This window comes from Ancylobacter sonchi, assembly GCF_018390695.1.
Classification (GTDB): domain Bacteria; phylum Pseudomonadota; class Alphaproteobacteria; order Rhizobiales; family Xanthobacteraceae; genus Ancylobacter; species Ancylobacter sonchi.
The window spans coordinates 94263-120214 of sequence record NZ_JAHBGF010000020.1; the positions used below are offsets into that span (position 1 = coordinate 94263).

A 25952-nucleotide genomic window follows, 5' to 3' on the forward strand; every position below is an offset into this window, starting at 1 on the left:
CCGATGACCGCCTATCTCAAGCTCGATCACATCGACAAGTCCTTCGCCCGCGGCGGCGCCGTCACCGAGGTACTGAAGGAAGTCTCGCTCGACATCGCCAAGGGCGAGTACATCTCGATCATCGGCCATTCCGGCTGCGGCAAGTCGACCCTGCTCAACATCGTCGCCGGCCTCACCCAGGCCAGCGCCGGCGGGGTGATCCTCGAGGGCCGGCAGGTGGATTCGCCCGGCCCGGACCGGGCGGTGGTGTTCCAGAACCATTCGCTGCTGCCCTGGCTGTCGGTCTACGACAATGTGCGCCTCGCGGTGGACAAGGTGTTCTCCGGCACCAAGAGCCGGGCCGAACGCAACGACTGGACGCTGCACAATCTCGACCTCGTGCAGATGGCGCATGCCCGGGATCGCCGTCCCTCGGAAATCTCCGGCGGCATGAAGCAGCGCGTCGGCATCGCCCGCGCGCTGGCCATGGAGCCGAAGGTGCTGCTGCTCGACGAGCCCTTCGGCGCGCTCGACGCGCTGACCCGGGCGCATCTGCAGGATTCGGTGATGCAGATCCACGCCGCGCTCGGCAACACGGTGATCATGATCACCCACGACGTCGACGAGGCGGTGCTGCTCTCCGACCGCATCGTGATGATGACCAACGGCCCCTCCGCCCGCATCGGCGAGGTGCTCGACGTGCGGCTGCCACGCCCGCGCCGGCGGCTGGAGCTGGTCACAGACCCGGCCTATCTCGTCTGCCGCGAGGCGGTGCTGAAGTTCCTCTACGAACGCCACCGCTTCGTCGAAGCCGCGTGAGGAGGCGAGCATGACCCCCGATCGCATCGCGCTGCTGCGCGACAGCTTCGCCAAGGTGCGCCCGATCTCGGAAGCGGCCGCCGGGCTGTTCTATGGCCGGCTGTTCGAGATCGCCCCCGAGGTGCGTCCGCTGTTCAAGGGCGACATGACCGAGCAGGGCCGCAAGCTGATGGCCACCCTCGGCGTGGTGGTCAACGGCATGCACGACCTGCCGGCGCTGCTGCCGGCGGTGCAGCGGCTCGGCGCCCGGCATGCCGGCATGGGCGTGCAGCCTGAGCATTTCGCGCCGGTCGGCGCGGCGCTGCTCTGGACGCTGGAGCAGGGCCTCGGCGCGGATTTCACCCCGCCGGTGCGCGAGGCCTGGACCGAGGCCTATGGGCTGCTGTCCGGGGTGATGATCGAGGCGCTGGAGCAGGCGCCGGCCGAGGAAGGCCCGTTCGGCCGCATCGTCGGGGTGGCCGCGCCATGAGCACGAGCCCGCTTCGCGAAAAGGTGGTGGTGGTCGGCAATGGCATGGCGGCGGCGAAGTTCTGCGAGGAACTCACCGCGCTGGCGCCGGAGCGCTTCGCCCTCACCGTGATCGGCGCCGAGCCGCACCTCGCCTATAACCGGGTGCTGCTCTCCTCGCTGCTGGCCGGCGAGGTGGGCGCCGACGATTTGGTGCTGAAGGACGCCGGCTGGTGGGCCGCGCGCGGCATCGAGCTGAAGCTCGGCACCCCGGTCGCGGCGGTCGCCACCGCCGCGCGGCAGGTGCGCCTCGCCGACGGATCGGCGCTGCCCTATGGCCGGCTGGTCCTGGCGACCGGCTCCAGCGCTATCCGCCTGCCGCTGCCGGGCATGGACCTGCCGGGCGTGCTGACCTTTCGCGACATGGCCGATGTCGGCGCGCTGCTCGCCGCCGCCCGGCCGGGGCTGCGCGCCATCGTCATCGGCGGCGGGCTGCTCGGGCTGGAGGCCGCCACCGGCCTCGCCGGTGCCGGGGCGGAGACCGCCATTATCCATCTCGCCGACCGGCTGATGGAGCGCCAGCTCGACGCCCGCGCCGGCGCGCTGCTGCGCCAGGCCGTGGAGGCACGCGGCATCACCGTGCATCTCGACGCCTCGACGCAGGCGATCGAGGGCGCCGGACGGGTCGAGGGGCTGCGCCTCGCCGACGGGCGGCTGCTGCCGGCCGATCTGGTGGTGGTCGCCTGCGGCGTGCGTCCCAATGCTGAACTCGCCCGCGCCGCCGGCATCCGCTGCAATCGCGGCATCCTGGTCGATGACGGCCTCGCCACCGAGGCGGCCGACATCTTCGCCCTCGGCGAATGCGCCGAGCATCGCGGCCAGGTCTACGGCCTCGTCGAGCCGGCCTATGAGCAGGCGCGGGTGCTGGCCCGCCGCCTCGCCGGCGCGGGTGGGGCCTATGCCGGCAGCGTGCTCGCCACCAATCTCAAGGTCTCCGGCGTGCATGTGTTCTCCGCCGGCGACTTCCTCGGCGCCGAGGGCACGCAGGAAATGGTGCTCGCCGATCCCGGCCTCGGCCTCTATCGCCGGCTGGTGCTGCGCAGCGACGGGCGCGCGACCCGCCTCGTCGGCGCGGTGCTGTTCGGCGATACCGCCGACGGCCTGTTCTATCTCGACCTGATGCGGTCCGGCCGCGACATCGGCCCCGAGCGCGCCGCGCTCGCCTTCGGGCGCGCCTATGTGGCGCCGGACCTTTCCACGCAATCCCTGCCGGAGGCCGCGTGATGGGCACCGATTTCGTTCCCGAACAGAAGCGCTATCTCGAAGGTTTCGTCGCCGGCCTCGCCGCGACCCGCGCCGCCGGCAGCATCGCCGCCGCGCCGGCGAGTGCCAGGGCTGCGCCGGCCGAGCCGACCGGGCCGGACGCCAGCGCCCATCGCGCCATGGCCCGCGTCGAGGCCGAGGGCCGCAAGCTGGTCAATGAGGAGAAGGCCAAGCGCGAAGAGCTCGGCCTCGACAGCTATGGCCGCATGAAGCAGCACGCCCGCGACGCCGCCTTTCCCAAGGGCGTCGACGTGTTCCGCTGGAAGTTCCATGGCCTGTTCTACGTCGCGCCGACGCAGGACAGCTATATGTGCCGGCTGCGCATCCCGAACGGCATCCTGAAATACTGGCAGTTCGCCGGCGTGGCCGATCTCGCCGACCGGCATGGTGGCGGCTATTCGCACGTCACCACCCGCGCCAACCTGCAGATCCGCGAGATCCCCGCCACCGACGGGCCGGCGGTGCTGGAGGGGCTGATCGGCCTCGGGCTCACCGCGCGCGGCTCCGGCGCGGACAACATCCGCAACGTCACCGGCGGCCCGACCGCCGGCATCGACCCGCAGGAGCTGGTCGACACCCGCCCCTACGCGCTCGACTGGCACTACCACATCCTCGCCGACCGCTCGCTCTACGGCCTGCCGCGCAAGTTCAACGTCGCCTTCGACGGCGGTGGGCGCATCGGCGCGCTGGAGGACACCAACGACATCGGCTTCCAGGCGGTGGAGGTGGCTGAAGGCCACGGCATCGAGCCGGGCGTGTGGTTCCGCGTTGTGCTCGGCGGCATCACCGGCCATATGGACTTCGCCCGCGACACCGGCGTGGTGGTGAAGCCGGATCAGGCCAGCGACGTCGCCGACGCCATGGTGCGGGTGTTCATCGACCATGGCGACCGCACCGACCGCAAGAAGGCGCGGCTGAAATACGTGCTCGACTCCTTCGGCTTCGAGAAGTTCCTGGCGCTCACCGAGGAGAAGCTCGGCTGGAAGCTGCCGCGCGTGCCGGCCTCCGCCGTCGCGCTGCGCCCCGAGCCCGACCGGCTCGCCCATATCGGCGTGCACCCCCAGAAGCAGGCCGGCCTCAACTGGGTCGGCGTTGTCCTGCCCACGGGCAAGATGACCGTCGAGCAGATGCACGGCCTCGCCCGGCTCGCCCGCGACCTCGGCGATGGCGAGATCCGGCTCACCGTCTGGCAGAACCTGATCCTCTCCGGCGTGCCGGACGACAAGGTGGCGCTGGTCGAGGCGGCGGTCGAGGCGCTCGGCCTGTCCATCCGCGCCACCGCGATCCGCGCCGGGCTGGTCGCCTGTACCGGCTCGATCGGCTGCCGCTTCGCCAATGCCGACACCAAGGGCGCGGCCGAGGCGATCGCCCGCCATTGCGAGGAGCGGGTCACTCTCGATCTGCCGGTCAACATCCACGTCACCGGCTGCCCGCATAGCTGCGCCCAGCACTATATCGGCGACATCGGCCTCGTCGGCGCCCGCGTGCCGGTGAACGAGGACGGCGACACGGTGGATGGCTTCCACCTGGTGGTCGGCGGAGGCTTCGGCTCCGACGCTGCCATCGCCCGCGAGCTCTATCGCGACGTGAAGGCGACCGAGGCGCCGGTGGTGGTGGAAAACCTTTTGCGCGCCTGGCTCGCCCACCGCGCCGATGCCGCCGAGACGCTCGCCCGTTTCACCCGCCGCCATGAGCCGGACGCCCTCAGGGCGCTGGTCGAGGAGGAGACGCGCTGATGAACGCCGCCACCCCGCTCTCCGCCGTTCCGATGGCCGTGCCCGCCATGCCGGTGCCGCCGGCGATCGCCTTCTTCCCGGAGACCGCGCCGTTCAGCGAGGAGCAGCGCGCCTGGCTCAACGGCTTCTTCGCGGCGGTGCTGTCGCCGCAGGGGCTCGCCAGCGGGGTGGCCGCGTCGCCGGCCGAGGGCGCCGCGCCGATGCCCGCCGCCGAGGCGGACGATGGCGCCCCCTGGCACGACGCTTCCATGCCGCTCGACGAGCGCATGAAGCTCGCCGAGGGCCGCCCGCTGCCCCGCCGCATGATGGCGGCGATGGCGCAGCAGGATTGCGGCCAGTGCGGCTATCTCTGCGAGAGCTACGGCGCCGCCCTCGCCGCCGGCAAGGAGACCAAGCTCAATCTCTGCGCCCCCGGCGGCAAGGAGACGATGCGCATGCTGAAGAGCCTCGCCGCCGAGATGGGCGAGGCGCCGGCCGCCGCCCCGGCCGAGGCGGCGCCTACGGCTCCGGTGGGTGCGCCGGGCTCCTCGCGCGACAACCCCGCACGGGTCAGCTTTCTGTCCCGCAAGCGCCTGAACAAGGGCTCTTCGGAGAAGGAGACCTGGCATGTCGAGTTCGATCTCGCGGCGGCCGGGCTGGACTACACGGTCGGCGACAGCTTCGGCATCTTCCCGGTCAATGACGGCGATCTGGTGGACGCCATCCTCGACGCCATCGGCGCCAGCCGCGAGGAGATGATCGGCGACAAGCTCGCCCGCGACGTGCTCAGCGAGGAGGTGTCGCTCGGCGCCGCGCCGGACGGGCTGTTCCAGCTGCTCACCTATCATTCCGGCGGCGAGATGCGCCGCAAGGCTCGCGCGCTCGCCGCCGGCGAGGACCCGGACGGCGACGCCGCCTCGCTCGACGTGCTGGCGGCGCTGGAGAAATTCGGCCGCCCGCGCCTCGCCCCCGAGGTGCTGGCGGAGGCGCTGGAACCCTTGCAGCCGCGCCTCTACTCGATCTCCTCCAGCCCCGCGGCGACGCCGGGCAAGCTGTCGCTTACCGTCGACGCGGTGCGCTACCGCGTCAGTGCCCGCACGAGGCTCGGCGTCGGCTCGACCTTCCTCGCCGCGCGGGTGCCCGAGGGCGGCGAACTGCGCGCCTATGTGCAGAAGGCGCACGGCTTCGCCCTGCCGGCGGATCCGGCGGTGCCGGTGATCATGGTCGGGCCGGGCACCGGCATCGCGCCGTTCCGCGCCTTCCTGTGGGAGCGCATGGCGGTGAAGGCGCCGGGCCGCAACTGGCTGTTCTTCGGCCACCAGCGCAGCGACTGCGACTTCTTCTACGAGGACGAGCTCACCGGCATGAAGGCCAATGGCCATCTGTCCCGCCTGACGCTGGCCTGGTCGCGCGACGGGTCGGAGAAGGTCTATGTGCAGGACCGCATGCGGCAGGTCGGCGAGGAACTCTATCGCTGGCTGGAGGAGGGCGCGCATTTCTATATCTGCGGCGACGCCAAGCGCATGGCGCGGGATGTCGAGCACGCGCTGGTCGACGTGGTCGCCGCGCATGGCGGCAAATCCACCGACGCGGCGCTCGCCTATGTCGCGGCGCTGAAGAAGGCCGGCCGCTACCAGGCGGACGTCTACTGATGAACGCGCCGGTGCCCCTCGCTCTCACCGAAGCGGCCGTGAAGCCGGCGGTACGGACCACCTGCCCCTATTGCGGCGTGGGCTGCGGCGTGCTGGCAAGCCCGGACGGGGCGGGTGGCGCGGCGGTGGCCGGCGACCCCGAGCATCCGGCCAATCGCGGCCGGCTGTGCTCCAAGGGCTCGGCGCTCGGCGAGACGCTGGGCCTGTCGACCCGACTGCTCACCCCGATGCTGCGCGTCGACGGTGCGCTGGAGGTCGCCAGCTGGGACGCCGCGCTCGGCGCCGTCGCCGACGCCTTCCGCCGCACCATCGAGGCGCACGGGCCGGACGCCGTGGCGATCTACCTGTCGGGCCAGCTGCTGACCGAGGATTATTACGCAGCTAACAAACTTGCCAAGGGCTTCCTCGGCACCGCCAATGTCGACACCAATTCGCGGCTCTGCATGGCGTCCTCGGTGGCCGGCCACAAGCGCGCCTTCGGTTCCGATACCGTGCCGGGCGTCTATGCCGATCTCGACGAGGCCGATCTCGTGGTGCTCACCGGCTCCAACGCCGCCTGGTGCCATCCGGTGCTGTTCCGCCGGCTGGAGGCGGCGCGGGCGCAGCGCGGGACCAAGCTCGTCGTCATCGATCCCCGCCGCACCGCCACCGCCGAGGAGGCCGATCTGTTCCTGCCGGTTGCGCCCGGCATGGACAGCGTGCTGTTTGCCGGGCTGCTGGTGCATCTCGCTGATGCCGGGGCGCTCGCCGACGCCTATGTCGCCGCCCACACCTCCGGCTTCGAGACGGCGCTCGCCGGCGCGCGGGCGCTGGCGCCGGACCTCGCCACGGTGGCGGCCAGGACCGGCGTGCCGGCGGCCGATGTGGCGCGCTTCTACGCGCTGTTCGCCGCGACCGAGCGGGTGGTGACCTGCTATTCGCAGGGGGTGAACCAGTCGGCGCAGGGCACCGACAAGGTCGGCGCCATCATCAATTGCCACCTCGCCACCGGGCGCATCGGCCGGACGGGCATGGGGCCGTTCTCGCTCACCGGCCAGCCCAACGCCATGGGCGGGCGCGAGGTCGGTGGCCTCGCCAACCAGCTGGCCGCGCATATGGGCTTCTCGCCCGCCGAGGTCGACCGCGTCCGCCGCTTCTGGGGCGCGCCGAACATGGCGACCCGCGAGGGGTTGAAGGCCGTCGACATGATGGCGGCGGTGGCGGACGGGCGCATCAAGGCGCTGTGGGTGCTCGGCACCAATCCGGCGGTGAGCCTGCCGCGCGCCGACGGGGTGCGCGCCGCTCTGTCCCGGCTCGATTTCCTCGCCATCTCCGACAATGTGCGGGCCAACGACACGCTGGCCTGCCGCCCGCATGTGCTGCTGCCCGCTCTCGCCTGGGGTGAGAAGGACGGCACGGTGACCAATTCCGAGCGCCGCATCTCGCGCCAGCGCGCCTTCCTCGATCCGCCCGGCGAGGCCCAGCCGGACTGGTGGGCGCTGGCGCAGCTGGGGCGGCGGCTGGGCCATGGGGAAGCCTTCAGCTGGCGCTCCGCCGCCGAGGTGTTCCGCGAGCACGCGGCGCTGTCCACCTTCGAGAACGAGGGCGGCCGCGATTTCGACATTGGCGGCCTCGCCGGGCTCGACGACGAGGCGTTCGACCGGATGGCGCCGCAGCAATGGCCGGTAGTTGGGCCGGTGCGCGCGCCGGGCGAGGGCGGCGAGAAGCGTTTTTTCGCCGAGGGCGGTTTCTTCACCCCCGACCGGCGCGCCCGCTTCATCGTCCCGGCGGATCCGGCGCCGGCGGCGGGCACCGACGCCGCCTACCCGCTGCGGCTCAACACCGGCCGCATCCGCGACCAGTGGCACACCATGACCCGCACCGGCCTGTCGCCGCGCCTCGGCGGGCATCTGCCGGCGCCGTTCGTCGAAATGCATCCCGAGGACGCCCGCGCGCTCGACATCGCCGCCGGCGATCTGGTGCGGCTCACCTCGCCGCACGGCACGGCGGTGCTGGAGGCGCGACCCGGCGAGGGACCGCGGCGCGGCGAGCTGTTCACGCCGATCCACTGGTCCGGCAGCACCGCCGCCGCGGCGCGGGTCAACGCGCTGGTCGAGGGCGCAACCGATCCGTTTTCCGGCCAGCCGGAATCCAAGGCGACGCCGGTGCGGGCGGAAAAGCTGGTTCTGCCCTATCGCGGCTTCCTGCTCGCGCGGGAAGCGCTGTCCCCACCCGACGCCGTCTGGTGGGCACGGGTGGCGCTGGAAGGCGGCGAGGGCTGGCTGATCGCCGACGAGGCCGGGCCGCTCGCTTGGCGGACGCGGATGGCGGCGCGGTTCGGCGCCCTCGAGCGCTCGGAATTCCTCGATGCCGAGGGCGGCATCTACCGTGCCGCCGCCTATGACGCCGAGGGCCGGCTGGCGGCGCTGTTGTCGGTCGGCCCGGCGGAGCGCGCCCCGGACTGGGCGGCGGTGAAGGAGCTTCTGACCGCCGGCGGGCTCGATGCCGCCGGGCGCCGGGCGGCGCTGGCCGGCCGGCGGGCGGGAGCCGCTTCCAGCTGCGGGGCGCTGGTGTGTTCGTGCTTCGGGGTGCCGGCGGATCCGATCCGCGCGCTGATCGAGGCCGAGCCGGCGGCCGACGTCGCCCGCATCGGCGCGGTGCTGAAGGCCGGCACCAATTGCGGTTCCTGCGTGCCGGAGCTTAAGCGCCTTCTCGCCGGCGCCGCGCTCCTGGCCTGAGCGGCTGGAGCCTGTTCTCTCCGATCAGGTGATTCCACCCGATCGGCAAGGGCTCTAGGGTCTTGTTCGGACGCGTTTTCTTCACGCGAACCGGATTCCACTTCGCTAGAAAACGCTCTAGTCGCCGAAGATCGACCAGCCCATGCGCTTGGTCAGCGTCTCCAGCGCGATGCGGCCGAGATGCGAGTTGCCGACCGAATCCAGCCCCGGCGACCACACGGCGATCGAGGCCAGTCCCGGCGCGATGGCGAGGATGCCGCCGCCCACCCCGCTCTTGCCCGGCAGGCCGACGCGATAGGCGAATTCGCCGGAGCCGTCATAATGGCCGCAGGTGAGCATGATGGCGTTGATGCGCCGCGCCCGCTCCGGGCTCACCACCGAATGGCCGGTGGTCGGGTTCTTGCCGCGCCAGGCGAGGAACCGCCCGGCCATGGCGAGCTGACGGCAGCTCATGGCGATCGAGCAGTGGTGGAAATAGACGCCGAGCGTGTAGTCCACCGGGTTTTGCAGCACGCCGAACGACTTCATGTAGTTGGCGAGCGCGGCGTTGCGGAAGCCGGTGCGCCGCTCGGAGGCGGCGACCTTCTCGTCGATGGTGATCGAGGTGTCGTCGGCGATGAAATGCATGAAGCGCAGGATCTCGCCCAGCGCCTCGCGCGGCTCGTGGCCGGCGAGGATCTGGTCGGTCACCGCGATGGCGCCGGCATTGATGAACGGGTTGCGCGGGACGCCGCCCTCATATTCCAACTGCACGATGGAGTTGAAGGCGCTGCCGGACGGCTCGCGCCCGACATGGCGCCACAGCCGGTCGCCGATCTTGCCGAGCGCCAAGGTGAGGGTGAACACCTTCGACACGCTCTGGATGGAGAACGGCACGTCGGCGTCGCCGCCCACCGCCACCTCGCCCTCGGCGTCGATCACCGCCATGCCGAACTGGTTGGGATCGACGCCGGCGAGTTCGGGAATATAGGTGGCCACCTCGCCGCGGTCGGGACGCGTGCGCATCTCCTCGGCGATGTCGGCGACGACGGTCTTCAGGTCGGGCAAAGCAAGCTTCCTCGGCGGGAGAACGGTCAGGCGGCCTTGAGTTCGGCCACGGGCGCCAGGAAGGCTTGCGCGTTTCGTGCCACTTCGTCCGCCGCCATCCCCGGCGCGTAGAGCGCCGAGCCGAGGCCGAAGCCGCGCGCCCCGGCCTGCCAATAGGGCTTCAGCCGTTCCGGCGTCACCCCGCCCACCGGCATCAGCACGGTGGAGGCCGGGATGACGGCGCGCCAGGCCTTCACCACCGGCGGCGGCAGCATCTCGGCCGGGAACATCTTCAGCGCGTCGGCGCCGGCCTTCAGCGCGGCGAAGGCCTCGGTCGGCGTGGTCACGCCGGGCACGCAGCTCATGCCGAGCGCCCTGGCGCGGGCGATCACCGCCGGGTCGCTGTGCGGCATCAGCACCAGCTCGCCGCCAGCCGCCTTCACCCGGTCGGCATCGGCGGGATCGAGCACGGTGCCGGCGCCGATCAGCATGTCGGGGAAGCGGCGGGCGAGGATCTCGATGCTCTTCATCGGCTCGGGCGAATTGAGCGGTACTTCGATGATGCGGAAGCCGGCCTCGACCAGCGCCGCGCCGATGTCGGCGGCCTCCTGCGGCTGCACGCCGCGCAGGATGGCGATGAGCGGGAATTCGGCGAGCCGGGCGAGCACGGTCATGGAGCGGTACCTCTGGAACGTTCACCGGCAAGGCATGCCGGCGGGGGCGTTCTGTCAAGCCCGAAACGCCGGAAGCGGGAACGCTTCGCCGCCCGCGTCGTTGGCTTGGGGACGGCGGGGGCGAACGGACGCGAAGGAGAGGGCCATGCCCCGTGGCGACAAGTCGGCCTACACCGACAAGCAGAAGCGCAAGGCCGAGCATATCGAGGAAGGCTATGAGGAGCGCGGCGTGTCCCATGAGGAAGCCGAGCGCCGCGCCTGGGCGACGGTGAATAAGGACGACGGCGGCGGCAAGAAGTCCGGCTCCGGCCGCGGCAAGGACACCGGCCATCCCGCCGCGCATCGCGGCGGCGACATCGGCGGTCACGCCTCGGCCGCGCGGCCGAAGGCCGGGCGCTCCGCCGCGGCGCGCAAGGCCGCCGCCACCCGCAAGCGCAACGCCGAACACAACACCCCGCACCACGCCGGCTGAGCCGGCTCCATCTCCGACAGGACAGGAGGACCCGATGAAGGTAAGCGACCTGATGACCCGCGACGTGCAGGTGATCGCCCCGGACGAGACGCTGGAACAGGCGGCGCGCGCCATGGCGCTGCTCGATGCCGGCATCCTGCCGGTGGGCGATGCCGGCCGCCTCGTCGGCATGATCAGCGACCGCGACATCGCCGTGCGCGGCGTCGCCCTCGGCAAGGGGCCGGCGACGCGGGTGCGCGAGATCATGAGCGGCGAGGTGAAATACTGCTTCGAGGACCAGGAGATCGACGAGATCGGCCGCAACATGGCCGAGCAGCAGGTGCGCCGCCTGCCGGTGGTGAACCGCACCAAGCAACTGGTCGGCATCCTGTCGCTCGGCGACATCGCGGTGGCCGGCCGCGAGGCCATCGCCGGCGACGCGCTTGGCGGCATTTCCCGTCCCGGCGGCGCGCATACCCAGGCGATGTAGGCGCCGCGTTCGTACCGACCGGAGGCACCGCCGGGGACTGCTGCTCCGGCGGTGCCTGCGTGGATGGTCCGCTCAGCGAACGCGGATGCGCTCGGAATAGTCGGGCGCGTCGCCGGCCGCCTGCCCGAGCGGGGTGATGAGTGCGCGGCGCTCGACCTCGGCGAGCGGCAGGTCGGTTTCGATCAGCTCCTGCTCGTAGAGATAGCCCGGCAGATAGCCGGACAACAGGATGCGCCAGTCGAAGCCGACGCCGGGCTCGATCACCCGGGCCAGGCGGAAGATCACCGTGGTGCAGTTGGTGGTGATGGTCTGGTAGAAGCGCGGCTCGCGCGCCAGCTCGTTGCCGAGCGTGGTGAAGGACAGGAACAGCGCCCGCCGCAGCTCCGGCGTCAGGTCGATCGGGAAGAGCGACACCGTCTCGCGCCGCTCATTGGTGCGCAGGCGGACGATGTCGCGCTCGTCGGCGGCGATCAGCACCAGTTCGAACTGCTTGAAGAAGCCGCCGATCTCGGAGAACGCCTCGCCCTTCTCGCGGCGGATCTCGGCGGAGAACACCACGCGCTGCCCGTCGGCGAAGGAGAAGCCGACCAGCGTGTGGGCGATGGCCGGGTTGCTCCACACCGAGGAAAACAGGTCGACGCCGGTAATCTGGTCGAGCCGGTAGCGCCGGTCCTCCCAATGCTCGATCGCGTCGTTCTCCGAGGTCCAGCGGAAATCGCGCACATTGTGCAGCGTGACCTCGTCGCCATTGATGGTGGCGGTGACGCCATGCTCGACATCGGGCGCCCAGACTCGGTCGTTCGAGGGCAGGATGCCCGTCCACCACCAGGCGAACGCCGCGGCCGCGGCCAGCGCCACCAGCCAGCCGCTGCCCACCTTGCCGGTGACGGCGAGGACGAGTGCCGCCAGCACCGCCGCCGCCAGCGCGACATAGGCGATGAGGCGCATCGGGCCCTGCGTCTGGTACCACAGGCCGAGTGCGCCGACCGGCGTCGCCAGCAGCAGCGCCAGCACCAGGAGCGCGCGGAGGATCGACGGAAGGAGGGACCAGCTGATGTCGGGCACGGGAAGTTCCACGAGTGAACGCGAAACCTGCACGCCGCGGCGCCGCTTGTCGCGCGGCGTCCGTCGCCGTCCACATCTATCGCGGCGGCGGCAATCGGCGGGCGACCCTGACGCGGGCGCCGGACCGCCCTATAGTAAGGGGCGAGTTTCGCGCCGGGCTTCGCGCCAAGCTTCGTGCCGAGTTTCGTGCCGAGTTTCGTGCCATGTGTGGCCCAGGGGGATGTGCCTATGTCGTTCCTGACCGACTTCACCGTTGCCCGACGCCGGTTGCTGATGCCGTTCCTTCTGCTCGCTTTGTCGGTCGGCCTCGCCGGCTGCGGGGTGAACAACATCCCGACCAATGAGGAGAAGGCCAAGGCGGCCTGGAGCGAGGTGCTCAGCCAGTACCAGCGGCGCGCCGAGCTGATCCCCAATCTCGTCGAGACGGTGAAGGGCTATGCCCAGCAGGAAAAGGACGTGCTCACCCAGGTGACGCAGGCCCGCGCCAACGCCACCTCGATCAAGGTGGACGCCTCCACCATCACCGATCCCGAGACGTTCAAGAAATTCCAGGACGCGCAGGCCCAGCTCTCCGGCGCGCTCGGCCGGCTGATCGCGGTGTCGGAGGCCTATCCCGACCTCAAGTCGAACCAGAACTTCCTCGCCTTGCAGGCGCAGATCGAGGGCACCGAGAACCGCATCGCCGTGGCGCGGCGCGACTATATCGAGGCGGTGCGGGTCTACAATACCGAGCTGCGGACCTTCCCCGGCGTGCTCTGGGCCTCGACGCTCTATCGTTCGAGCAAGCCGATGGAGACCTTCACCATCTCCGAGGAGCAGATGAAGGTGCCGCAGGTGAAGTTCAACTGACCATCACCTCCGGGACCGGTCGCCATGCTGCGCCGCGCCGCCTTCCTCGTCGTCCTCGCGCTCACGCTGGCCACCGCCGTGGCGGCGCGGGCGGAGCTCACCTTTCCGCCGCTCTCCGGGCGGGTGGTCGACGCCGCCGGCATCCTGTCGCCGCAGGCGCGCGCGGCGCTGGAGGCCAAGCTCGCCGCGCAGGAGGCGAAGACCACCGACCAGTTCGTGGTGGCGACTGTGCCCTCGCTGCAGGGCACCTCGGTGGAGGACTACGCCAACCGGCTGTTCCGCGCCTGGAAGCTCGGCCAGACGGACAAGGACAATGGCGCCCTGCTCATGGTGGCGCCCGCCGAGCGGCGGGTGCGCATCGAGGTCGGCTACGGCCTTGAAGGGGTGCTGCCGGACGCGGTGGCCTCCACCATCATCCAGACCGCCATCCTGCCGGAATTCCGTGCCGGCAATTTCCCGGCCGGCATCGAGAAGGGCACCGACGCGGTGATCGAGATCCTCAATCTCGATCCCGCCGAGGCCGAGGCGCGGGCGCGCAAGGCGGCGGAGCCGGCGATGACGCCGGACGACTGGGTGCCGCTGATCATCTTCGCGGTGATGATCGGCTTCTGGATCTTCGTGGTCTACCGGCAGGTGCGCGGCGGCTATCTCGGCCGGCGCGGGGCCGGCGGCGCGGCGCTGCCGGGCGGGATTTCCGGCTGGGAATGGTCGCGCGGCCGCTCGCGCGGCGGCTGGTCCGGCGGCGGGGGCGGCTGGTCCAGCGGGCGCGGCGGCGGCGGTTTTTCCGGCGGCGGCGGCTCGTCGGGTGGCGGCGGCGCTTCGGGGAGCTGGTGATGGATAAAGGCGCGTCCGACCACGTCCTGACCGCCGACCAGCATGTGGCGCTCGCCGAGGCGGTGCGCCGCGCCGAGGCCGACACCAGCGGCGAGGTGCGGCTGATGGTGGTGACGCATCCGCTGGTGCGCCATCCCTTCTACGCTCTGATGTGGGCGGCGCTGCTGGCACTGGTGCTGCCCTGGCCGCTCGCCTTCCTCACCCCCCTCGACGTGCCGGCGCTGCTCGGCGCGCAGGCCGCCGCCTTCGCGCTCGCCGGCGCGCTGCTGCTCGCCACTCCGCTCGGCCGCGCGCTGGTGCCCCGCGCCGCGGTGGAGGAGGCGGCCCGCGCCGCCGCGCTCGACCATTTCCTGGCGCTCGGCATGCACGGCACGCGCGGGCGCACCGGCGTGCTCATCCTGGTGGCGCCGGACGATCGCATCGTCGAGGTGGTGGCCGACGAGGCCATCCACGCCCGCGTCGGTGCGGGGGCGTGGCAGGAGGTGTGCGCCGCCGTGCTGGAGGGCGCGCGCGACGGGCGTCTCGCCGAGGGTCTGGAGGCCGGCGTCGACGTCGTCGGCCGGATTCTCAAGGCGCATCTGCCGGCCGCTGACAGCGGTCCCAACGAATTGCCGGATCGCGTGCTGGTGATTTGAGCCTGCCTCCATTCCGGGCACGTCGCGCCGCAGCATGGCGGAAGCGCGCGTAACGTAAGGCGGAGGCCCCGCCGAACGGTGCCTCCTTATTGCATTGCACCGGTTCGAAACTCGAAATCTTTCGTTTTCGACCGAGTTGCGCGCAATTTCAGTTTCATATAGCGTCCATATGAACATAAGAACGAAATCGCTCGTCAATGTCAGGGCGGTTCACCGGGAGGCTGTGAGTGACCACGCGCGCACTCGATTCGATCTATGACCTCGCCGTCATCGGCGGCGGCGTGAACGGTTGCGGCATCGCCCGCGATGCGGCGGGGCGCGGGGCCTCGGTCGTGCTGTTCGAACAGGGCGACTTCGCCGGTGCCACCTCCTCCGCCTCGACCAAGCTGATCCATGGCGGGCTGCGTTATCTCGAGCATTACGAGTTCCGCCTGGTGCGCGAGGCGCTGATGGAGCGCGAGGTGCTGTGGGCGATGGCGCCGCACATCATCCGCCCGCTGCGCTTCGTGCTGCCGCATCATGACGGGCTGCGCCCGGCCTGGCTGCTGCGCCTCGGCCTGTTCCTCTACGACCATCTCGGCGGCCGCAAGAAGCTGCCGGCGACCCGCACGCTCGATCTCACCCGCGACGCGGCCGGCAAGCCGCTGCGCGACGGCTACACGCGCGGCTTCGAATATTCCGACTGCTGGGTCGAGGATTCCCGCCTCGTGGTGCTGAACGCCCTCGACGCCGCCGAGCGTGGCGCCGACATCCGCCCGGGCTGCCGGGTGGTCTCGGCCGAGCGCGGCGCCGATCACTGGCGCATCGAGGTGGAAGAGGGCGGCGTGCGCGAGACGATCCGCGCCCGCGTGCTGGTGAACGCCGCCGGTCCCTGGGTGCACGAGGTGCTGGCCAAGGTGGTGCGGGTCAATTCGCCGGCTAATGTCCGTCTCGTGCAGGGCAGCCACATCGTGGTGCCCAGGCTCTACGAGCACGACCGCGCCTACATCTTCCAGAACGCCGACGGCCGCATCATCTTCGCCATCCCCTATGAGCAGGACTTCACGCTGATCGGCACCACCGACCGCGACTACAAGGGCGCGCCGCATCAGGTGAAGGCGAGCCCGGAGGAGATCGCCTATCTCTGCGCGGCGGCCAGCGAGTATTTCAAGGCGCCGGTGACCCCGGAGCAGGTGGTCTGGACCTATTCCGGCGTGCGCCCGCTCTATGACGACGGCGCCTCCAAGGCGCAGGAAGCCACCCGCGACTATGTGCTGGAGCTGGAGAACGGCGAGGGCAAGCCGCCGCTGCTCTCGGTGTTCGGCGGCAAGATCACCACCTATCGCCGGCTCGCCGAGCACGCCATCGAGAAGCTGAGCCCCCATCTGGCCGCGCTCGCCAAGCCGTCCTGGACCCGCGGCGCGCCGCTGCCGGGCGGCGATTTCGCGGTGGACGACCAGCCGCGCGTCGTCGCCCAGATCCAGCGGGCGCATCCGTGGATCGAGGAGGCGCTGGCCCGCCGGCTGGTGCGGGCCTACGGCACGCGGGCGCTGCGCCTGCTCGACGGGCTGCGCAGCCGCGCCGATCTCGGCCGGGTGTTCGGCGCCGATCTCACCGAAGCGGAGGTACGCTATCTGATGCGGGAGGAATGGGCGCGCACGGCCGCCGACGTCCTGTGGCGCCGCTCCAAGCTCGGCCTGCGGCTGAGCCCGGCCGAGGTCGAGGCGCTCGACGCCTTCATGGCCGAGGAATTGCGGCCGGCGGCCCGGAGGGCGGCGCAATGACCCTCGAATTGCAGAATGTCCGCCGCGAGGTGCACGGCGCCGTCCATATCGACGACGTCTCGCTCAAGCTGGAGCGCGGCAGCCTCAATGTGCTGCTCGGCGCGACGCTGGCCGGCAAGACCACCTTGATGCGGCTGATGGCCGGCCTCGACGCGCCGACCTCCGGCCGGGTGATCGCCAATGGGCAGGATGTCACCGGTCTGTCGGTGAAGAAGCGCTCGGTGGCGATGGTCTACCAGCAGTTCATCAACTACCCCGCGCTGACCGTCTACGAGAACATCGCCTCGCCGCTGCGGGTGCAGGGCCTGCCCAAGGCGGAGATCGAGAGCCGCGTCACCTCCGCCGCCAGGCTCCTGAAGCTGGAGCCCTATCTCCAGCGCACCCCGCTCGCTCTGTCGGGCGGCCAGCAGCAGCGCACCGCCATTGCCCGGGCGCTGGTCAAGCGCGCCGATCTGGTGCTGCTCGACGAGCCGCTGGCCAATCTCGATTACAAGCTGCGCGAGGAACTGCGCGAGGAGCTGCCGCGCATCTTCGCCTCTACCGGCGCGGTGTTCGTCTACGCCACCACCGAGCCGACCGAGGCGCTGCTGCTCGGCGGCAGCACGGCGACGCTGATGCAGGGCGCGGTGACCCAGTTCGGCCCGACCGCCGAGGTGTATCGCCGCCCCGCCGATCTCGCCACCGCGCGGGTATTCTCCGATCCGCCGCTCAACACGCTGCGCGTCACCAAGGCGGGCGGCACGGTGCGGCTGGCGAACGGCGCCACCGTCGCCGCCATCGGCGCCTTCGCCGGGGTGCCGGACGGCAGCTACACCGTCGGCGTCCGGGCGCATCACCTCGCGGTCGAGGACCGCACCTATGGCGAGCCGCGCGACGGCGGCCTCATCCGCCTCGCCGCCAGCATCGCCGTCACCGAAGTGACCGGCTCGGAGAGCTTCCTGCACATGGATGTCGTCGGCGAGGCCGGCGGCCGCGAGCGTCTCACCGCGCTGGTGCCCGGCGTGCGGCGGCTGGAGCCGGAAGCCGCGGTCGAAGTGGTGATCGATCCCCGCCACATTCTCCTGTTCGACGCGAGCGGCCGCAGTACCGGCACCGCGCTCGACGCGGCCGCCTGAGGGAGGGCGCGATGGCCAGCATCACACTCGATCATCTCGCCCATGCCTACCGGCCCGATCCGCAGGGTCCGCAGGACTATGCGCTGAAGGAGATCAACCACGTCTGGCGCCAGGGCGGCGCCTATGCGCTGCTCGGGCCCTCGGGCTGCGGCAAGACCACGCTGCTCAACATCATCTCCGGCCTCGTCACCCCCACCCAGGGGCGCATACTGTTCGATGGCCGCGACGTGACGAACCTTCCCACCGAGGCGCGCAACATCGCCCAGGTGTTCCAGTTCCCGGTGGTCTACGACACCATGACGGTGCGCGAGAACCTCGCCTTCCCGCTGAAGAACCGGCATCTGCCGCGCGAGACCATCGCCAAGCGGGTGGAGGAGATCGCCGCCCGGCTCGACATGAGCGCGGCGCTCGACCGCAAGGCGTCCAACCTCACTGCCGACGCCAAGCAGAAGATCTCGCTCGGGCGCGGCCTGGTGCGCGCCGACGTCGCCGCCATCCTGTTCGACGAGCCTCTCACCGTCATCGACCCGCATCTGAAGTGGCAGCTGCGCTCGACGCTGAAGGAGCTGCATCGCGCGCTCGACCTCACCATGATCTACGTCACCCACGACCAGACCGAGGCGCTGACCTTCGCCGACACGGTGGTGGTGATGCACGACGGCGCGGTGGTGCAGACCGGCTCGCCGGAGGAACTGTTCGAGCGGCCGGCGCACACCTTCGTCGGCCATTTCATCGGCTCGCCGGGCATGAACGTGCTGCCGGCGCGGGTGGAAGGTACCACCGCCCATATCGGCGACGTCGCCGTGCCGCTGGCCCGCGCCTATCCGGCGCTGCCGGCGGGCGCGAAGATCGAGCTCGGCGTGCGGCCGGAATTCGCCACGCTGGCCCGCGCCGGCACCGGCCTGCCGGTGAGTGTGAAGCGCATCGACGACATCGGCCGCGCCCGCATCGCCCGCATCGAGATCGCCGGCCATCCCGCCGCCGCCATGGTGCCGGAGGGGCTCAGCCTCGACGGCGACCGGGCCGGGCTGAACCTGGAGACGCGGCAGATCCACATCTATGCCGGCGGCGTGCTGGTTCCCGGCGAGGGAGGCGTGGGATGAACCCGTCGCCATTCGCACCGTTCCCGACCTTCACCCCTCTTCCCGTCGGGGAGAGGGAGCCAGCCGCGAGGGCCTGAGCCATGGACAAGCCCGTCAACAACCGCGCCTGGTGGCTGGTCGCCCCCGTCTTCGCCATCGTCGCCTTCTCGGCGATCATCCCGATCATGACGGTGGTGAACTATTCGGTTCAGGACACCTTCGGCAACAACCAGTTCTTCTGGAACGGCCTCGGCTGGTTCCAGGAACTGCTCGATCCCTCGACCGAGCTCGGCGGCCGCTTCTTCGCCGCGCTGTGGCGCAACCTTTTGTTCTCCGCCATCATCCTCGCCATCGAGGTGCCGCTCGGCATCCTCGTCGCGCTGTCCATGCCGCGCGAGGGCTGGCGGGTCGCCGCCACGCTGGTGACGATGGCGCTGCCGCTGCTGATCCCGTGGAACGTGGTCGGCACCATCTGGCAGGTGTTCGCCCGCGCCGATATCGGCCTGCTCGGCTATGGCCTGAACGCGCTCGGCATCAATTACAACTACACTGGCGACGTGTTCTCGGCCTGGGTCACCATCGTGGTGATGGATGTCTGGCATTGGACCAGCCTCGTGGCGCTGCTCTGCTATGCCGGCCTCAAGTCGATCCCTGACGCCTACTATCAGGCGGCGCGCATCGACGGCGCCTCGCGCTGGGCGGTGTTCACCACCATCCAGCTGCCGAAGATGAAGCGGGTGCTGCTGATCGCGGTGCTGCTGCGCTTCATGGACAGCTTCATGATCTACACCGAGCCCTTCGTGCTCACCGGGGGCGGGCCCGGCAACGCCACCACCTTCCTGTCCATCGATCTCGTGAAGCTCGCCCTCGGCCAGTTCGACCTCGGCAAGGCGGCGGCGATGTCGCTGGTCTACAACCTCATCGTGCTCGCGCTGTGCTGGGTCTTCTACACGGTGATGACCCATGCCGGCAGCGAGCGGCCCGACCAGGGGAGCGCGGCATGAACCAGAACACGCGCGGCAGCGCCTTCATCATGGCGCTGTACCTGATCTTCCTGCTGCTGCCGATCTACTGGCTCGTGAACATGAGCCTGAAGACCAATTTCGAGATCAACACCACGGTCTCGCTGTGGCCGCAGGCGATCACCTTCGAGCACTACATCAAGATCTTCACCGACTCGAGCTGGTACTCGGGCTATATCAACTCGCTGACCTATGTGGTGCTCAACACCATCATCTCGATCAGCCTTGCCTTGCCGGCGGCCTACGCCTTCTCGCGCTATTCCTTCGTCGGCGACAAGCATCTGTTCTTCTGGCTCCTGTCGAACCGCATGGCGCCGCCGGCGGTATTCGCGCTGCCCTTCTTCAATCTCTATTCCGCCATCGGCCTGTTCGACACGCCGTGGGCGGTCGCTTTGGCGCACTGCCTGTTCAACGTGCCGCTCGCGGTGTGGATCCTCGAAGGCTTCATGTCCGGCGTGCCGCGCGAGATCGACGAGACGGCGGCGATCGACGGCTATTCCTTCCCGCGCTTCTTCGTGCGGATCTTCATGCCGCTGATCGCCTCGGGCATCGGCGTCGCGGCGTTCTTCTGCTTCATGTTCTCGTGGGTGGAACTTCTGCTCGCCCGCACGCTGACCGCCACTTTCGCCAAGCCGATCGCGGTGACCATGACCCGCACCGTCTCGGCGGCCGGCATGGACTGGGGCCTGCTCGCCGCCGCCGGCGTGCTGACCATCATCCCCGGCGCCTTGGTCATCTGGTTCGTGCGCAACTACATCGCCAAGGGCTTCGCCCTCGGGCGGGTGTGAGGAGGGAGCGATGGAGAATTTCACCGCCAGCCTTGCCGAGAACACCGCCTGGATGGCGTGGACCTGGCAGACCGGGCTGTTCTTCGCCTGCATCGCCAGCCTGCTGACCGTGTTCACCCTGCTCGCCTTGTGGCGGCCGGAGCGGGCGCGGGTCGGCATATTGCGCATCCCCACCACGCGCGGCGACCGGCTGTTCATCACGCTGCTGGGCAGCGCCTTCATCAACCTCGCCTGGCTCGGCCTGGTGGGACCCGATCTCGGCTGGGCGCTCGCGCTCTGCCTTGTCTACGCGCTGGCGGTGTTCCGCCTCGTGTGAATTCGCCCGAAGCGGCGGCAGGCCGCGCGGGCTCTGGGAGTGAAACGGGAGGAGAGACCCATGTCGACGTCTAAGAGCCGCACCCGGCTCCTGCTTGCCGCCAGCGCCGTCGCGCTGGTCGCCTTCGCGGCGCCGGTTCGCGCCGACGAAGCCGCCGCGAAGAAGTGGATCGACAGCGAATTCCAGCCTTCGACGCTGTCGAAGGAGGACCAGCTGAAGGAATTGCAGTGGTTCATCAAGGCGGCGGAGCCCTTCAAGGGCATGGAGATCAACGTCGTCTCCGAGACCATCACCACGCATGAATACGAGGCGAAGACCCTCGCCAAGGCGTTCTCGGAAATCACCGGGATCAAGCTCACCCACGACCTCATCCAGGAGGGCGACGTGGTGGAGAAGATCCAGACGCAGATGCAGTCGGGCAAGAACATCTACGATGCGTGGGTGAACGATTCCGACCTGATCGGCACGCATTTCCGCTACAAGCAGGCGGTGCCGCTCACCGACTGGATGGCCGGCGAGGGCAAGGACGTCACCTCGCCGACGCTGGACCTGCCGGACTTCATCGGCACCTCCTTCACCACCGCGCCGGACGGCAAGCTCTACCAGCTGCCCGACCAGCAGTTCGCCAACCTCTACTGGTTCCGCTACGACTGGTTCACCAATCCGGACCTCAAGGCCAAGTTCAAGGCCAAGTATGGCTACGAGCTCGGCGTGCCGGTGAACTGGTCGGCCTATGAGGACATCGCCGAGTTCTTCACCAACGACGTGAAGGAGATCAACGGCGTCAAGGTCTATGGCAACATGGACTACGGCAAGAAGGATCCCTCGCTCGGCTGGCGCTTCACCGATGCCTGGCTCTCCATGGCCGGCAATGGCGACCGCGGGCTGCCCAACGGCAAGCCGGTCGACGAATGGGGCATCCGCATGGAAGGCTGCCGCCCGACCGGCTCCACCGTGGAGCGCGGCGGCGACACCAACGGCCCGGCGGCGGTCTACTCGATCGTCAAGTACATCGAGTGGCTGAAGAAATACACGCCGCCGCAGGCGCTCGGCATGACCTTCTCCGAGGCCGGCCCGGTGCCCGCCCAGGGCAACATCGCCCAGCAGATGTTCTGGTACACCGCCTTCACCGCTGACATGGTGAAGCCCGGCCTGCCGGTGATGAACGCCGACGGCACGCCCAAGTGGCGCATGGCTCCCTCGCCGAAGGGCGCCTACTGGAAGGACGGCATGAAGCTCGGCTACCAGGACGTCGGTTCCTGGACGCTGCTGAAGTCGACCCCGGTGGAGCGTCGCAAGGCGGCCTGGCTCTATGCGCAGTTCGTCACCTCCAAGACCGTCTCGCTGAAGAAGAGCCATGTCGGCCTGACCTTCATCCGCGAGAGCGACATCTGGTCGCCGTCGATGACCGAGCGGGCTCCCAAGCTCGGCGGCCTCGTCGAGTTCTACCGCTCGCCGGCCCGCGTGCAGTGGTCGCCGACCGGCAACAACGTGCCGGACTACCCGAAGCTGGCGCAGCTGTGGTGGCAGAACATCGGTGACGCCTCTTCGGGCGCCAAGACGCCGCAGGCGGCGATGGACTCGCTTGCCGAGGCGCAGGAATCGGTGATGGCGCGCCTCGAGAAGTCGGGTGTGCAGGGCGAGTGCGGTCCGAAGCTGAACGAGAAGCACCCGATGGAGTACTGGGTGGAGCTCGCCAAGAAGGAAGGCAACCTCGCGCCGCAGCCCAAGCTCGCCAATGAGAAGCCCAAGGGCGAGACCGTCGACTATGACGCGCTGATCAAGTCCTGGCCCGCCACTCCGCCGAAGAAGTCGACCAACTGAGCCGATAGGGCCAGGCAAGGTCGGGAAGAGGCTCAAGGCCGGGTCAACCGGCCGGCGGCCAGCGGACAATGACCGCGGCTAGGAACCATCGCGACAACCGGGCGGACGCCGATGCTGGCGCCCGCCCGGCCTTCCCTTCCGGCGTCCCTCGGGCATTCGCCCACGGGGCGCCGACTTCACGCCTCCATCTTCATGCTTCCGTCTTCGGGCTGTCGACCCCAACGCCGTCGTGGAGATCGACGTCCGATGCCGCCGCCGGGCCTCGCGGGTTCGGCCGCGGCGGGATAGATCCCGGCACGGACCGCCGGAGGTCCGGGCGGGACGTCGCGGCGCGGCGGGCGAGCCCTTGCAACGTGGATTGCGCATGACCAGCTACCTTCTCGCCATCGACCAGGGCACCACCTCCTCGCGCGCCATCCTGTTCCGGCCGGATACCTCGATCGCGGCGCAGGCGCAGCAGGAGTTCCCGCAGCATTTCCCGTCCTCCGGCTGGGTCGAGCACGAGGCGCGCGACCTGTGGGAGACCACCCTCGCCACCTGCCGGGCGGCGATGGAGCAGACCGGGGCGAAGGCGGCCGACATCGCCGCCATCGGCATCACCAACCAGCGCGAGACCACGGTGGTCTGGGACCGCAAGACCGGCGCCGCCATCTACCGCGCCATCGTCTGGCAGGACCGCCGCACCGCCGAGCTCTGCGCCCGCCTGAAGGCGGAAGGCCACGAGCCGATGGTGAGCGCCCGCACCGGGCTGATCCTCGATCCGTATTTTTCCGGCACCAAGATCGGCTGGATCCTCGATCACGTGCCGGGCGCGCGGGCGCGCGCCGAGCGCGGCGAGCTCGCCTTCGGCACGGTGGATTCATGGCTGCTGTGGCACCTCACCGGCGGCGCGGTGCACGCCACCGACGCCACCAATGCCGCGCGCACCCTGCTGTTCAACATCCACACCGGCGAATGGGACGACGAGCTGCTGGCGCTGCTGCGAGTGCCGCGTTCCATGCTGCCGGAGGTGCGGGATTCCTCCGCCGATTTCGGCACCACGCTGCCGGAACTGCTCGGCGGCGGCATCCGCATCTGCGGCATCGCCGGCGATCAGCAGGCGGCCACCGTCGGTCAGGCCTGCTTCCAGCCGGGGATGATCAAGTCGACCTACGGCACCGGCTGCTTCGCGCTGCTCAATACCGGCACCACGGCGGTGACCTCGAAGAACAAGCTGCTCACCACCATCGCCTATCAACTGGACGGCAAGCGCACCTACGCGCTGGAAGGCTCGATCTTCGTCGCCGGCGCGGCGGTGCAGTGGCTGCGCGACGGGCTCGGCATCATCAAGGCCTCGGCCGAGAGCGAGGCGCTGGCCGAGGCGGCCGATCCCGCCCAGCAGGTCTATCTGGTGCCGGCCTTCGTCGGGCTCGGCGCGCCGCACTGGAATCCGGATGTGCGCGGGGCGCTGTTCGGGCTGACGCGTGGCACGGGGCGGGCGGAGATCGCCCTCGCGGCGCTGGAGAGCGTCTGCTACCAGACCGCCGACCTGCTCGACGCCATGCATGCCGATTGGGCCGAGGCCGGCGGCAATGGCGCGCCGACGGTACTGCGCGTCGATGGCGGCATGGTCGCCTCGAACTTCGCCATGCAGCGGCTGTCGGATCTGCTGGCGGCGCCGGTCGACCGTCCGGTGGTGCGGGAGACCACGGCGCTTGGCGCCGCCTATCTCGCCGGGCTGCATGCCGGCGTGCTGCCGAAGCCGCAGCGCTTCGCCGACCGCTGGCGGCTCGACCACCGCTTCACGCCGATCCTGGAGCCGGCGCTGCGCGAAACTAAGCTCGCCGGCTGGCGCGACGTGGTGCGGCGGCTGACCATGCCGTGAGAGGCGGGGTAGGGTTCCTGGACTGGCCGTAAGGGGTGGCCCCTGAGCACTCGTCTCCTTTGCCTCTCCCCGACCGAACTCGGCTGTAGCCGAGTTCGGGGCCGTTGAGGTCTAAGCTGGAAACATCCGGCTTCGACGGAGAGATGTCCCGCGAAGCGGGTCGGTGAGGGGTGACAACGCTGCGGAGCCGTCGAAAGCCCCTTGCCCCAGCCCTCTCCGTCAGCATCGGATGCATCCGGTGCTGACGTTGCGAGGTGCAGAACTCGGCTACAGCCGAATTCTGTGCGGGAAGAGGGAGCCGGGACGCTCGCTTCCATGCGTGTACTATCGCGCTCTGGGCCTGATGGTCGCCGACGTGGAACGTCCCGCCGGCCACCCTCGCCCCCCCGGCCAGTGACGCCGCAGGGGGAACGCCGATCCGGGTCGCGACCCGGGAGAGGCTCCTCGGCTGCGTTCTCTTCCAACCGGGCCGGCCACATCTGCCGGCACATCCCCGTGCGCTCAGGCAGGCCGCAGGGTCGCATCGGCTCTGCCAAAGTCCGGTCGGCGGAGCCATCTCCACCGCCCGGCTTCTTCCTGGCCATGCCCCTGAGGGGAGCCGCCCCTACTTCCCGCCCACCTGCCCGGCTTCCCAGCCGAGTATGGCGCGCTTGCGGGTCAGGCCCCAGTGATAGCCGGTGAGGTCGCCGCTCTTGCCGAGCACGCGATGGCAGGGCACCACGAAGGACATCGGGTTCTTGCCCACCGCCGCGCCGATGGCGCGCGCGGCCTTCGGCCGGTCGATGTGGCCGGCGATGGCGGAATAGGTGGTGGCGCGGCCCATCGGGATGCGCATCAGCGTCTCCCACACCCGCACCTCGAAGTCGGTGCCGATGAACACGATGCGCAGCGGGTCGTCCGGCCGCCAGCATTCCTGGTTGAAGATGCGCGCCGCATAGGGCGCGGTCGCCAGCGGGTCCTCGACATAGATGGCGTTCGGCCAGCGCTTGCGCATGTCGGCGAGCGCCTCGTCCTCGCCGCCCTCGTCGGCGAAGGCGAGGCCGCACAGGCCGCGCGGCGTCGCCATGGCGAGCGCGCGTCCGAACGGCGAGGGGTGGAAGCCCCAGCGGATGATCAGCCCGGCGGCACCGGTCTTCCATTCGCCGGGCGACAGCGATTCATGCACCACGAACAGGTCGTGCAGCCGGCCCGGGCCGGAGAAGCCGAGCTCATAGGCGGCCTCCAGCACGTTGTCGGACTGCGACAGCACCTGCCGGGCGGCGTCGAGCGTCACCGCCTGCAGGAACGATTTGGGGCTGAGGCCGCACCAGCGGCGGAACAGATCGGTGAGCGCGCGCGGCGAGACGCCGGCGGCGCGGGCGATCTCCTCGACCTCGGGCTGGTCGCGGAAGCGGCGGTTCACGAACTCGACGGCGCGTCGGACGGTCTCATAGTCGTTCGCGGCGATTTCGAGCGGGCGGGCATTCTCCAGAGTTGGCGCGAGCACGGCGGTGTCCTCCTGT

The 25952-nt window shown here is 70.0% G+C and carries 23 protein-coding genes; 19 read left to right on the top strand and 4 right to left on the bottom strand.

All coding sequences use genetic code 11. The features are described from left to right. The first annotated feature begins 3 nt into the window (after nt 1–3). From KHC28_RS11095 to KHC28_RS11120, 6 genes are read left to right on the top strand one after another with little or no spacing between them, the layout of a single operon-like run. A complete protein-coding gene (locus KHC28_RS11095) occupies nt 4–798 on the top strand; it encodes an ABC transporter ATP-binding protein (protein WP_214008422.1) in 795 nt (264 codons plus the stop codon). Between the two features lie 10 nt (nt 799–808). Then, on the top strand, nt 809–1267 hold the full coding sequence (locus KHC28_RS11100) for a globin family protein (RefSeq protein WP_214008423.1): 459 nt from the start codon (nt 809–811) through the stop codon (nt 1265–1267). Beyond that, nucleotides 1264–2529, top strand: coding sequence for an NAD(P)/FAD-dependent oxidoreductase (locus KHC28_RS11105; protein WP_214008424.1), 1266 nt, complete (start codon nt 1264–1266; stop codon nt 2527–2529). The genes KHC28_RS11100 and KHC28_RS11105 overlap by 4 nt, the downstream gene beginning before the upstream one ends. Then, entirely contained in the window at nt 2529–4304 is a 1776-nt protein-coding gene (locus KHC28_RS11110) for a NirA family protein (protein ID WP_214008425.1), read from the top strand. Before KHC28_RS11105 ends, KHC28_RS11110 begins: the two co-directional genes overlap by 1 nt. Continuing rightward, nucleotides 4304–5935: a sulfite reductase subunit alpha gene (locus KHC28_RS11115; protein WP_376772671.1), complete on the top strand. Its 1632-nt coding sequence runs from the start codon at nt 4304–4306 to the stop codon at nt 5933–5935. Before KHC28_RS11110 ends, KHC28_RS11115 begins: the two co-directional genes overlap by 1 nt. Then, nucleotides 5935–8652: a nitrate reductase gene (locus tag KHC28_RS11120; RefSeq protein WP_214008426.1), complete on the top strand. Its 2718-nt coding sequence runs from the start codon at nt 5935–5937 to the stop codon at nt 8650–8652. Before KHC28_RS11115 ends, KHC28_RS11120 begins: the two co-directional genes overlap by 1 nt. Nucleotides 8653–8769: 117 nt before the next feature. Here KHC28_RS11120 and KHC28_RS11125 read toward each other — a convergent pair whose 3' ends face one another. Together KHC28_RS11125 and KHC28_RS11130 are read right to left on the bottom strand one after the other, a co-directional pair. Continuing rightward, nucleotides 8770–9699, bottom strand: a complete 930-nt coding sequence (locus KHC28_RS11125; protein ID WP_214008427.1) for a glutaminase — start codon at nt 9697–9699, stop codon at nt 8770–8772. Nucleotides 9700–9725: 26 nt separating this feature from the next. Continuing rightward, nucleotides 9726–10352 (bottom strand): 2-dehydro-3-deoxy-6-phosphogalactonate aldolase, encoded by a 627-nt coding sequence (locus tag KHC28_RS11130; RefSeq protein WP_214008428.1) that lies wholly within the window; start codon nt 10350–10352, stop codon nt 9726–9728. Nucleotides 10353–10497: 145 nt separating this feature from the next. Here KHC28_RS11130 and KHC28_RS11135 point away from each other — a divergent pair, with 145 nt between their 5' ends. Both KHC28_RS11135 and KHC28_RS11140 read left to right on the top strand, forming a co-directional pair. Next, nucleotides 10498–10824: a plasmid stabilization protein gene (locus KHC28_RS11135; protein ID WP_214008429.1), complete on the top strand. Its 327-nt coding sequence runs from the start codon at nt 10498–10500 to the stop codon at nt 10822–10824. Nucleotides 10825–10858: 34 nt separating this feature from the next. Then, nucleotides 10859–11293, top strand: coding sequence for a CBS domain-containing protein (locus KHC28_RS11140; protein ID WP_214008430.1), 435 nt, complete (start codon nt 10859–10861; stop codon nt 11291–11293). Nucleotides 11294–11365: 72 nt separating this feature from the next. Here KHC28_RS11140 and KHC28_RS11145 read toward each other — a convergent pair whose 3' ends face one another. Beyond that, nucleotides 11366–12358 carry an Lnb N-terminal periplasmic domain-containing protein gene (locus tag KHC28_RS11145; RefSeq protein WP_312893164.1) on the bottom strand — a complete coding sequence of 331 codons (993 nt, stop codon included), beginning with the start codon at nt 12356–12358 and terminating at the stop codon, nt 11366–11368. 273 nt (nt 12359–12631) lie between these two features. On the opposite strand from KHC28_RS11145, the gene KHC28_RS11150 reads away from it, so the two are divergent. The 11 genes from KHC28_RS11150 to glpK all read left to right on the top strand — a co-directional run bounded on the left by KHC28_RS11150 (nt 12632) and on the right by glpK (nt 24450). Continuing rightward, nucleotides 12632–13207, top strand: a complete 576-nt coding sequence (locus KHC28_RS11150; RefSeq protein WP_214009013.1) for a LemA family protein — start codon at nt 12632–12634, stop codon at nt 13205–13207. A gap of 24 nt (nt 13208–13231) precedes the next feature. Next, a complete protein-coding gene (locus tag KHC28_RS11155; RefSeq protein WP_214008431.1) occupies nt 13232–14041 on the top strand; it encodes a TPM domain-containing protein in 810 nt (269 codons plus the stop codon). Beyond that, the gene (locus KHC28_RS11160) at nt 14041–14676 is read left to right on the top strand and encodes a TPM domain-containing protein (protein ID WP_214008432.1); all 636 of its coding nucleotides are present in this window, start codon (nt 14041–14043) and stop codon (nt 14674–14676) included. Before KHC28_RS11155 ends, KHC28_RS11160 begins: the two co-directional genes overlap by 1 nt. Before the next feature lie 227 nt (nt 14677–14903). Continuing rightward, on the top strand, nt 14904–16439 hold the full coding sequence (gene glpD, locus KHC28_RS11165; protein ID WP_214008433.1) for a glycerol-3-phosphate dehydrogenase: 1536 nt from the start codon (nt 14904–14906) through the stop codon (nt 16437–16439). Beyond that, a complete protein-coding gene (locus KHC28_RS11170; RefSeq protein WP_214008434.1) occupies nt 16436–17554 on the top strand; it encodes an ABC transporter ATP-binding protein in 1119 nt (372 codons plus the stop codon). The genes glpD and KHC28_RS11170 overlap by 4 nt, the downstream gene beginning before the upstream one ends. Before the next feature lie 11 nt (nt 17555–17565). Further along, nucleotides 17566–18657: an ABC transporter ATP-binding protein gene (locus KHC28_RS11175; RefSeq protein WP_214008435.1), complete on the top strand. Its 1092-nt coding sequence runs from the start codon at nt 17566–17568 to the stop codon at nt 18655–18657. An 80-nt stretch (nt 18658–18737) separates the two neighbouring features. Further along, nucleotides 18738–19640: a carbohydrate ABC transporter permease gene (locus KHC28_RS11180; protein ID WP_214008436.1), complete on the top strand. Its 903-nt coding sequence runs from the start codon at nt 18738–18740 to the stop codon at nt 19638–19640. After that, nucleotides 19637–20446, top strand: coding sequence for a carbohydrate ABC transporter permease (locus KHC28_RS11185; RefSeq protein WP_214008437.1), 810 nt, complete (start codon nt 19637–19639; stop codon nt 20444–20446). Before KHC28_RS11180 ends, KHC28_RS11185 begins: the two co-directional genes overlap by 4 nt. A gap of 10 nt (nt 20447–20456) precedes the next feature. Further along, on the top strand, nt 20457–20762 hold the full coding sequence (locus KHC28_RS11190; RefSeq protein ID WP_214008438.1) for a DUF2160 domain-containing protein: 306 nt from the start codon (nt 20457–20459) through the stop codon (nt 20760–20762). A 60-nt stretch (nt 20763–20822) separates the two neighbouring features. Further along, nucleotides 20823–22586, top strand: a complete 1764-nt coding sequence (locus KHC28_RS11195) for an ABC transporter substrate-binding protein (RefSeq protein ID WP_214008439.1) — start codon at nt 20823–20825, stop codon at nt 22584–22586. Nucleotides 22587–22950: 364 nt separating this feature from the next. Further along, a complete protein-coding gene (gene glpK / locus KHC28_RS11200) occupies nt 22951–24450 on the top strand; it encodes a glycerol kinase GlpK (RefSeq protein ID WP_214008440.1) in 1500 nt (499 codons plus the stop codon). Nucleotides 24451–25054: 604 nt separating this feature from the next. On the opposite strand, the gene KHC28_RS11205 is transcribed toward glpK, so the two are convergent. Next, nucleotides 25055–25936 carry a methylated-DNA--[protein]-cysteine S-methyltransferase gene (locus tag KHC28_RS11205; protein WP_312893165.1) on the bottom strand — a complete coding sequence of 294 codons (882 nt, stop codon included), beginning with the start codon at nt 25934–25936 and terminating at the stop codon, nt 25055–25057. Nucleotides 25937–25952: the final 16 nt, after the last annotated feature.

Excerpts from the sequence above, each read along its gene's own strand:
- KHC28_RS11095 (WP_214008422.1), top strand. The coding sequence starts at position 4 with ATGACCGCCTATCTCAAGCTCGATCACATCGACAAGTCCTTCGCCCGC.
- KHC28_RS11100 (WP_214008423.1), top strand. The coding sequence starts at position 809 with ATGACCCCCGATCGCATCGCGCTGCTGCGCGACAGCTTCGCCAAGGTG.
- KHC28_RS11105 (WP_214008424.1), top strand. The coding sequence starts at position 1,264 with ATGAGCACGAGCCCGCTTCGCGAAAAGGTGGTGGTGGTCGGCAATGGC.
- KHC28_RS11110 (WP_214008425.1), top strand. The coding sequence starts at position 2,529 with ATGGGCACCGATTTCGTTCCCGAACAGAAGCGCTATCTCGAAGGTTTC.
- KHC28_RS11115 (WP_376772671.1), top strand. The coding sequence starts at position 4,304 with ATGAACGCCGCCACCCCGCTCTCCGCCGTTCCGATGGCCGTGCCCGCC.
- KHC28_RS11120 (WP_214008426.1), top strand. The coding sequence starts at position 5,935 with ATGAACGCGCCGGTGCCCCTCGCTCTCACCGAAGCGGCCGTGAAGCCG.
- KHC28_RS11130 (WP_214008428.1), bottom strand. The coding sequence starts at position 10,352 with ATGACCGTGCTCGCCCGGCTCGCCGAATTCCCGCTCATCGCCATCCTG.
- KHC28_RS11135 (WP_214008429.1), top strand. The coding sequence starts at position 10,498 with ATGCCCCGTGGCGACAAGTCGGCCTACACCGACAAGCAGAAGCGCAAG.
- KHC28_RS11140 (WP_214008430.1), top strand. The coding sequence starts at position 10,859 with ATGAAGGTAAGCGACCTGATGACCCGCGACGTGCAGGTGATCGCCCCG.
- KHC28_RS11150 (WP_214009013.1), top strand. The coding sequence starts at position 12,632 with ATGCCGTTCCTTCTGCTCGCTTTGTCGGTCGGCCTCGCCGGCTGCGGG.
- KHC28_RS11155 (WP_214008431.1), top strand. The coding sequence starts at position 13,232 with ATGCTGCGCCGCGCCGCCTTCCTCGTCGTCCTCGCGCTCACGCTGGCC.
- KHC28_RS11160 (WP_214008432.1), top strand. The coding sequence starts at position 14,041 with ATGGATAAAGGCGCGTCCGACCACGTCCTGACCGCCGACCAGCATGTG.
- KHC28_RS11170 (WP_214008434.1), top strand. The coding sequence starts at position 16,436 with ATGACCCTCGAATTGCAGAATGTCCGCCGCGAGGTGCACGGCGCCGTC.
- KHC28_RS11175 (WP_214008435.1), top strand. The coding sequence starts at position 17,566 with ATGGCCAGCATCACACTCGATCATCTCGCCCATGCCTACCGGCCCGAT.
- KHC28_RS11180 (WP_214008436.1), top strand. The coding sequence starts at position 18,738 with ATGGACAAGCCCGTCAACAACCGCGCCTGGTGGCTGGTCGCCCCCGTC.
- KHC28_RS11185 (WP_214008437.1), top strand. The coding sequence starts at position 19,637 with ATGAACCAGAACACGCGCGGCAGCGCCTTCATCATGGCGCTGTACCTG.
- KHC28_RS11190 (WP_214008438.1), top strand. The coding sequence starts at position 20,457 with ATGGAGAATTTCACCGCCAGCCTTGCCGAGAACACCGCCTGGATGGCG.
- KHC28_RS11195 (WP_214008439.1), top strand. The coding sequence starts at position 20,823 with ATGTCGACGTCTAAGAGCCGCACCCGGCTCCTGCTTGCCGCCAGCGCC.
- glpK (WP_214008440.1), top strand. The coding sequence starts at position 22,951 with ATGACCAGCTACCTTCTCGCCATCGACCAGGGCACCACCTCCTCGCGC.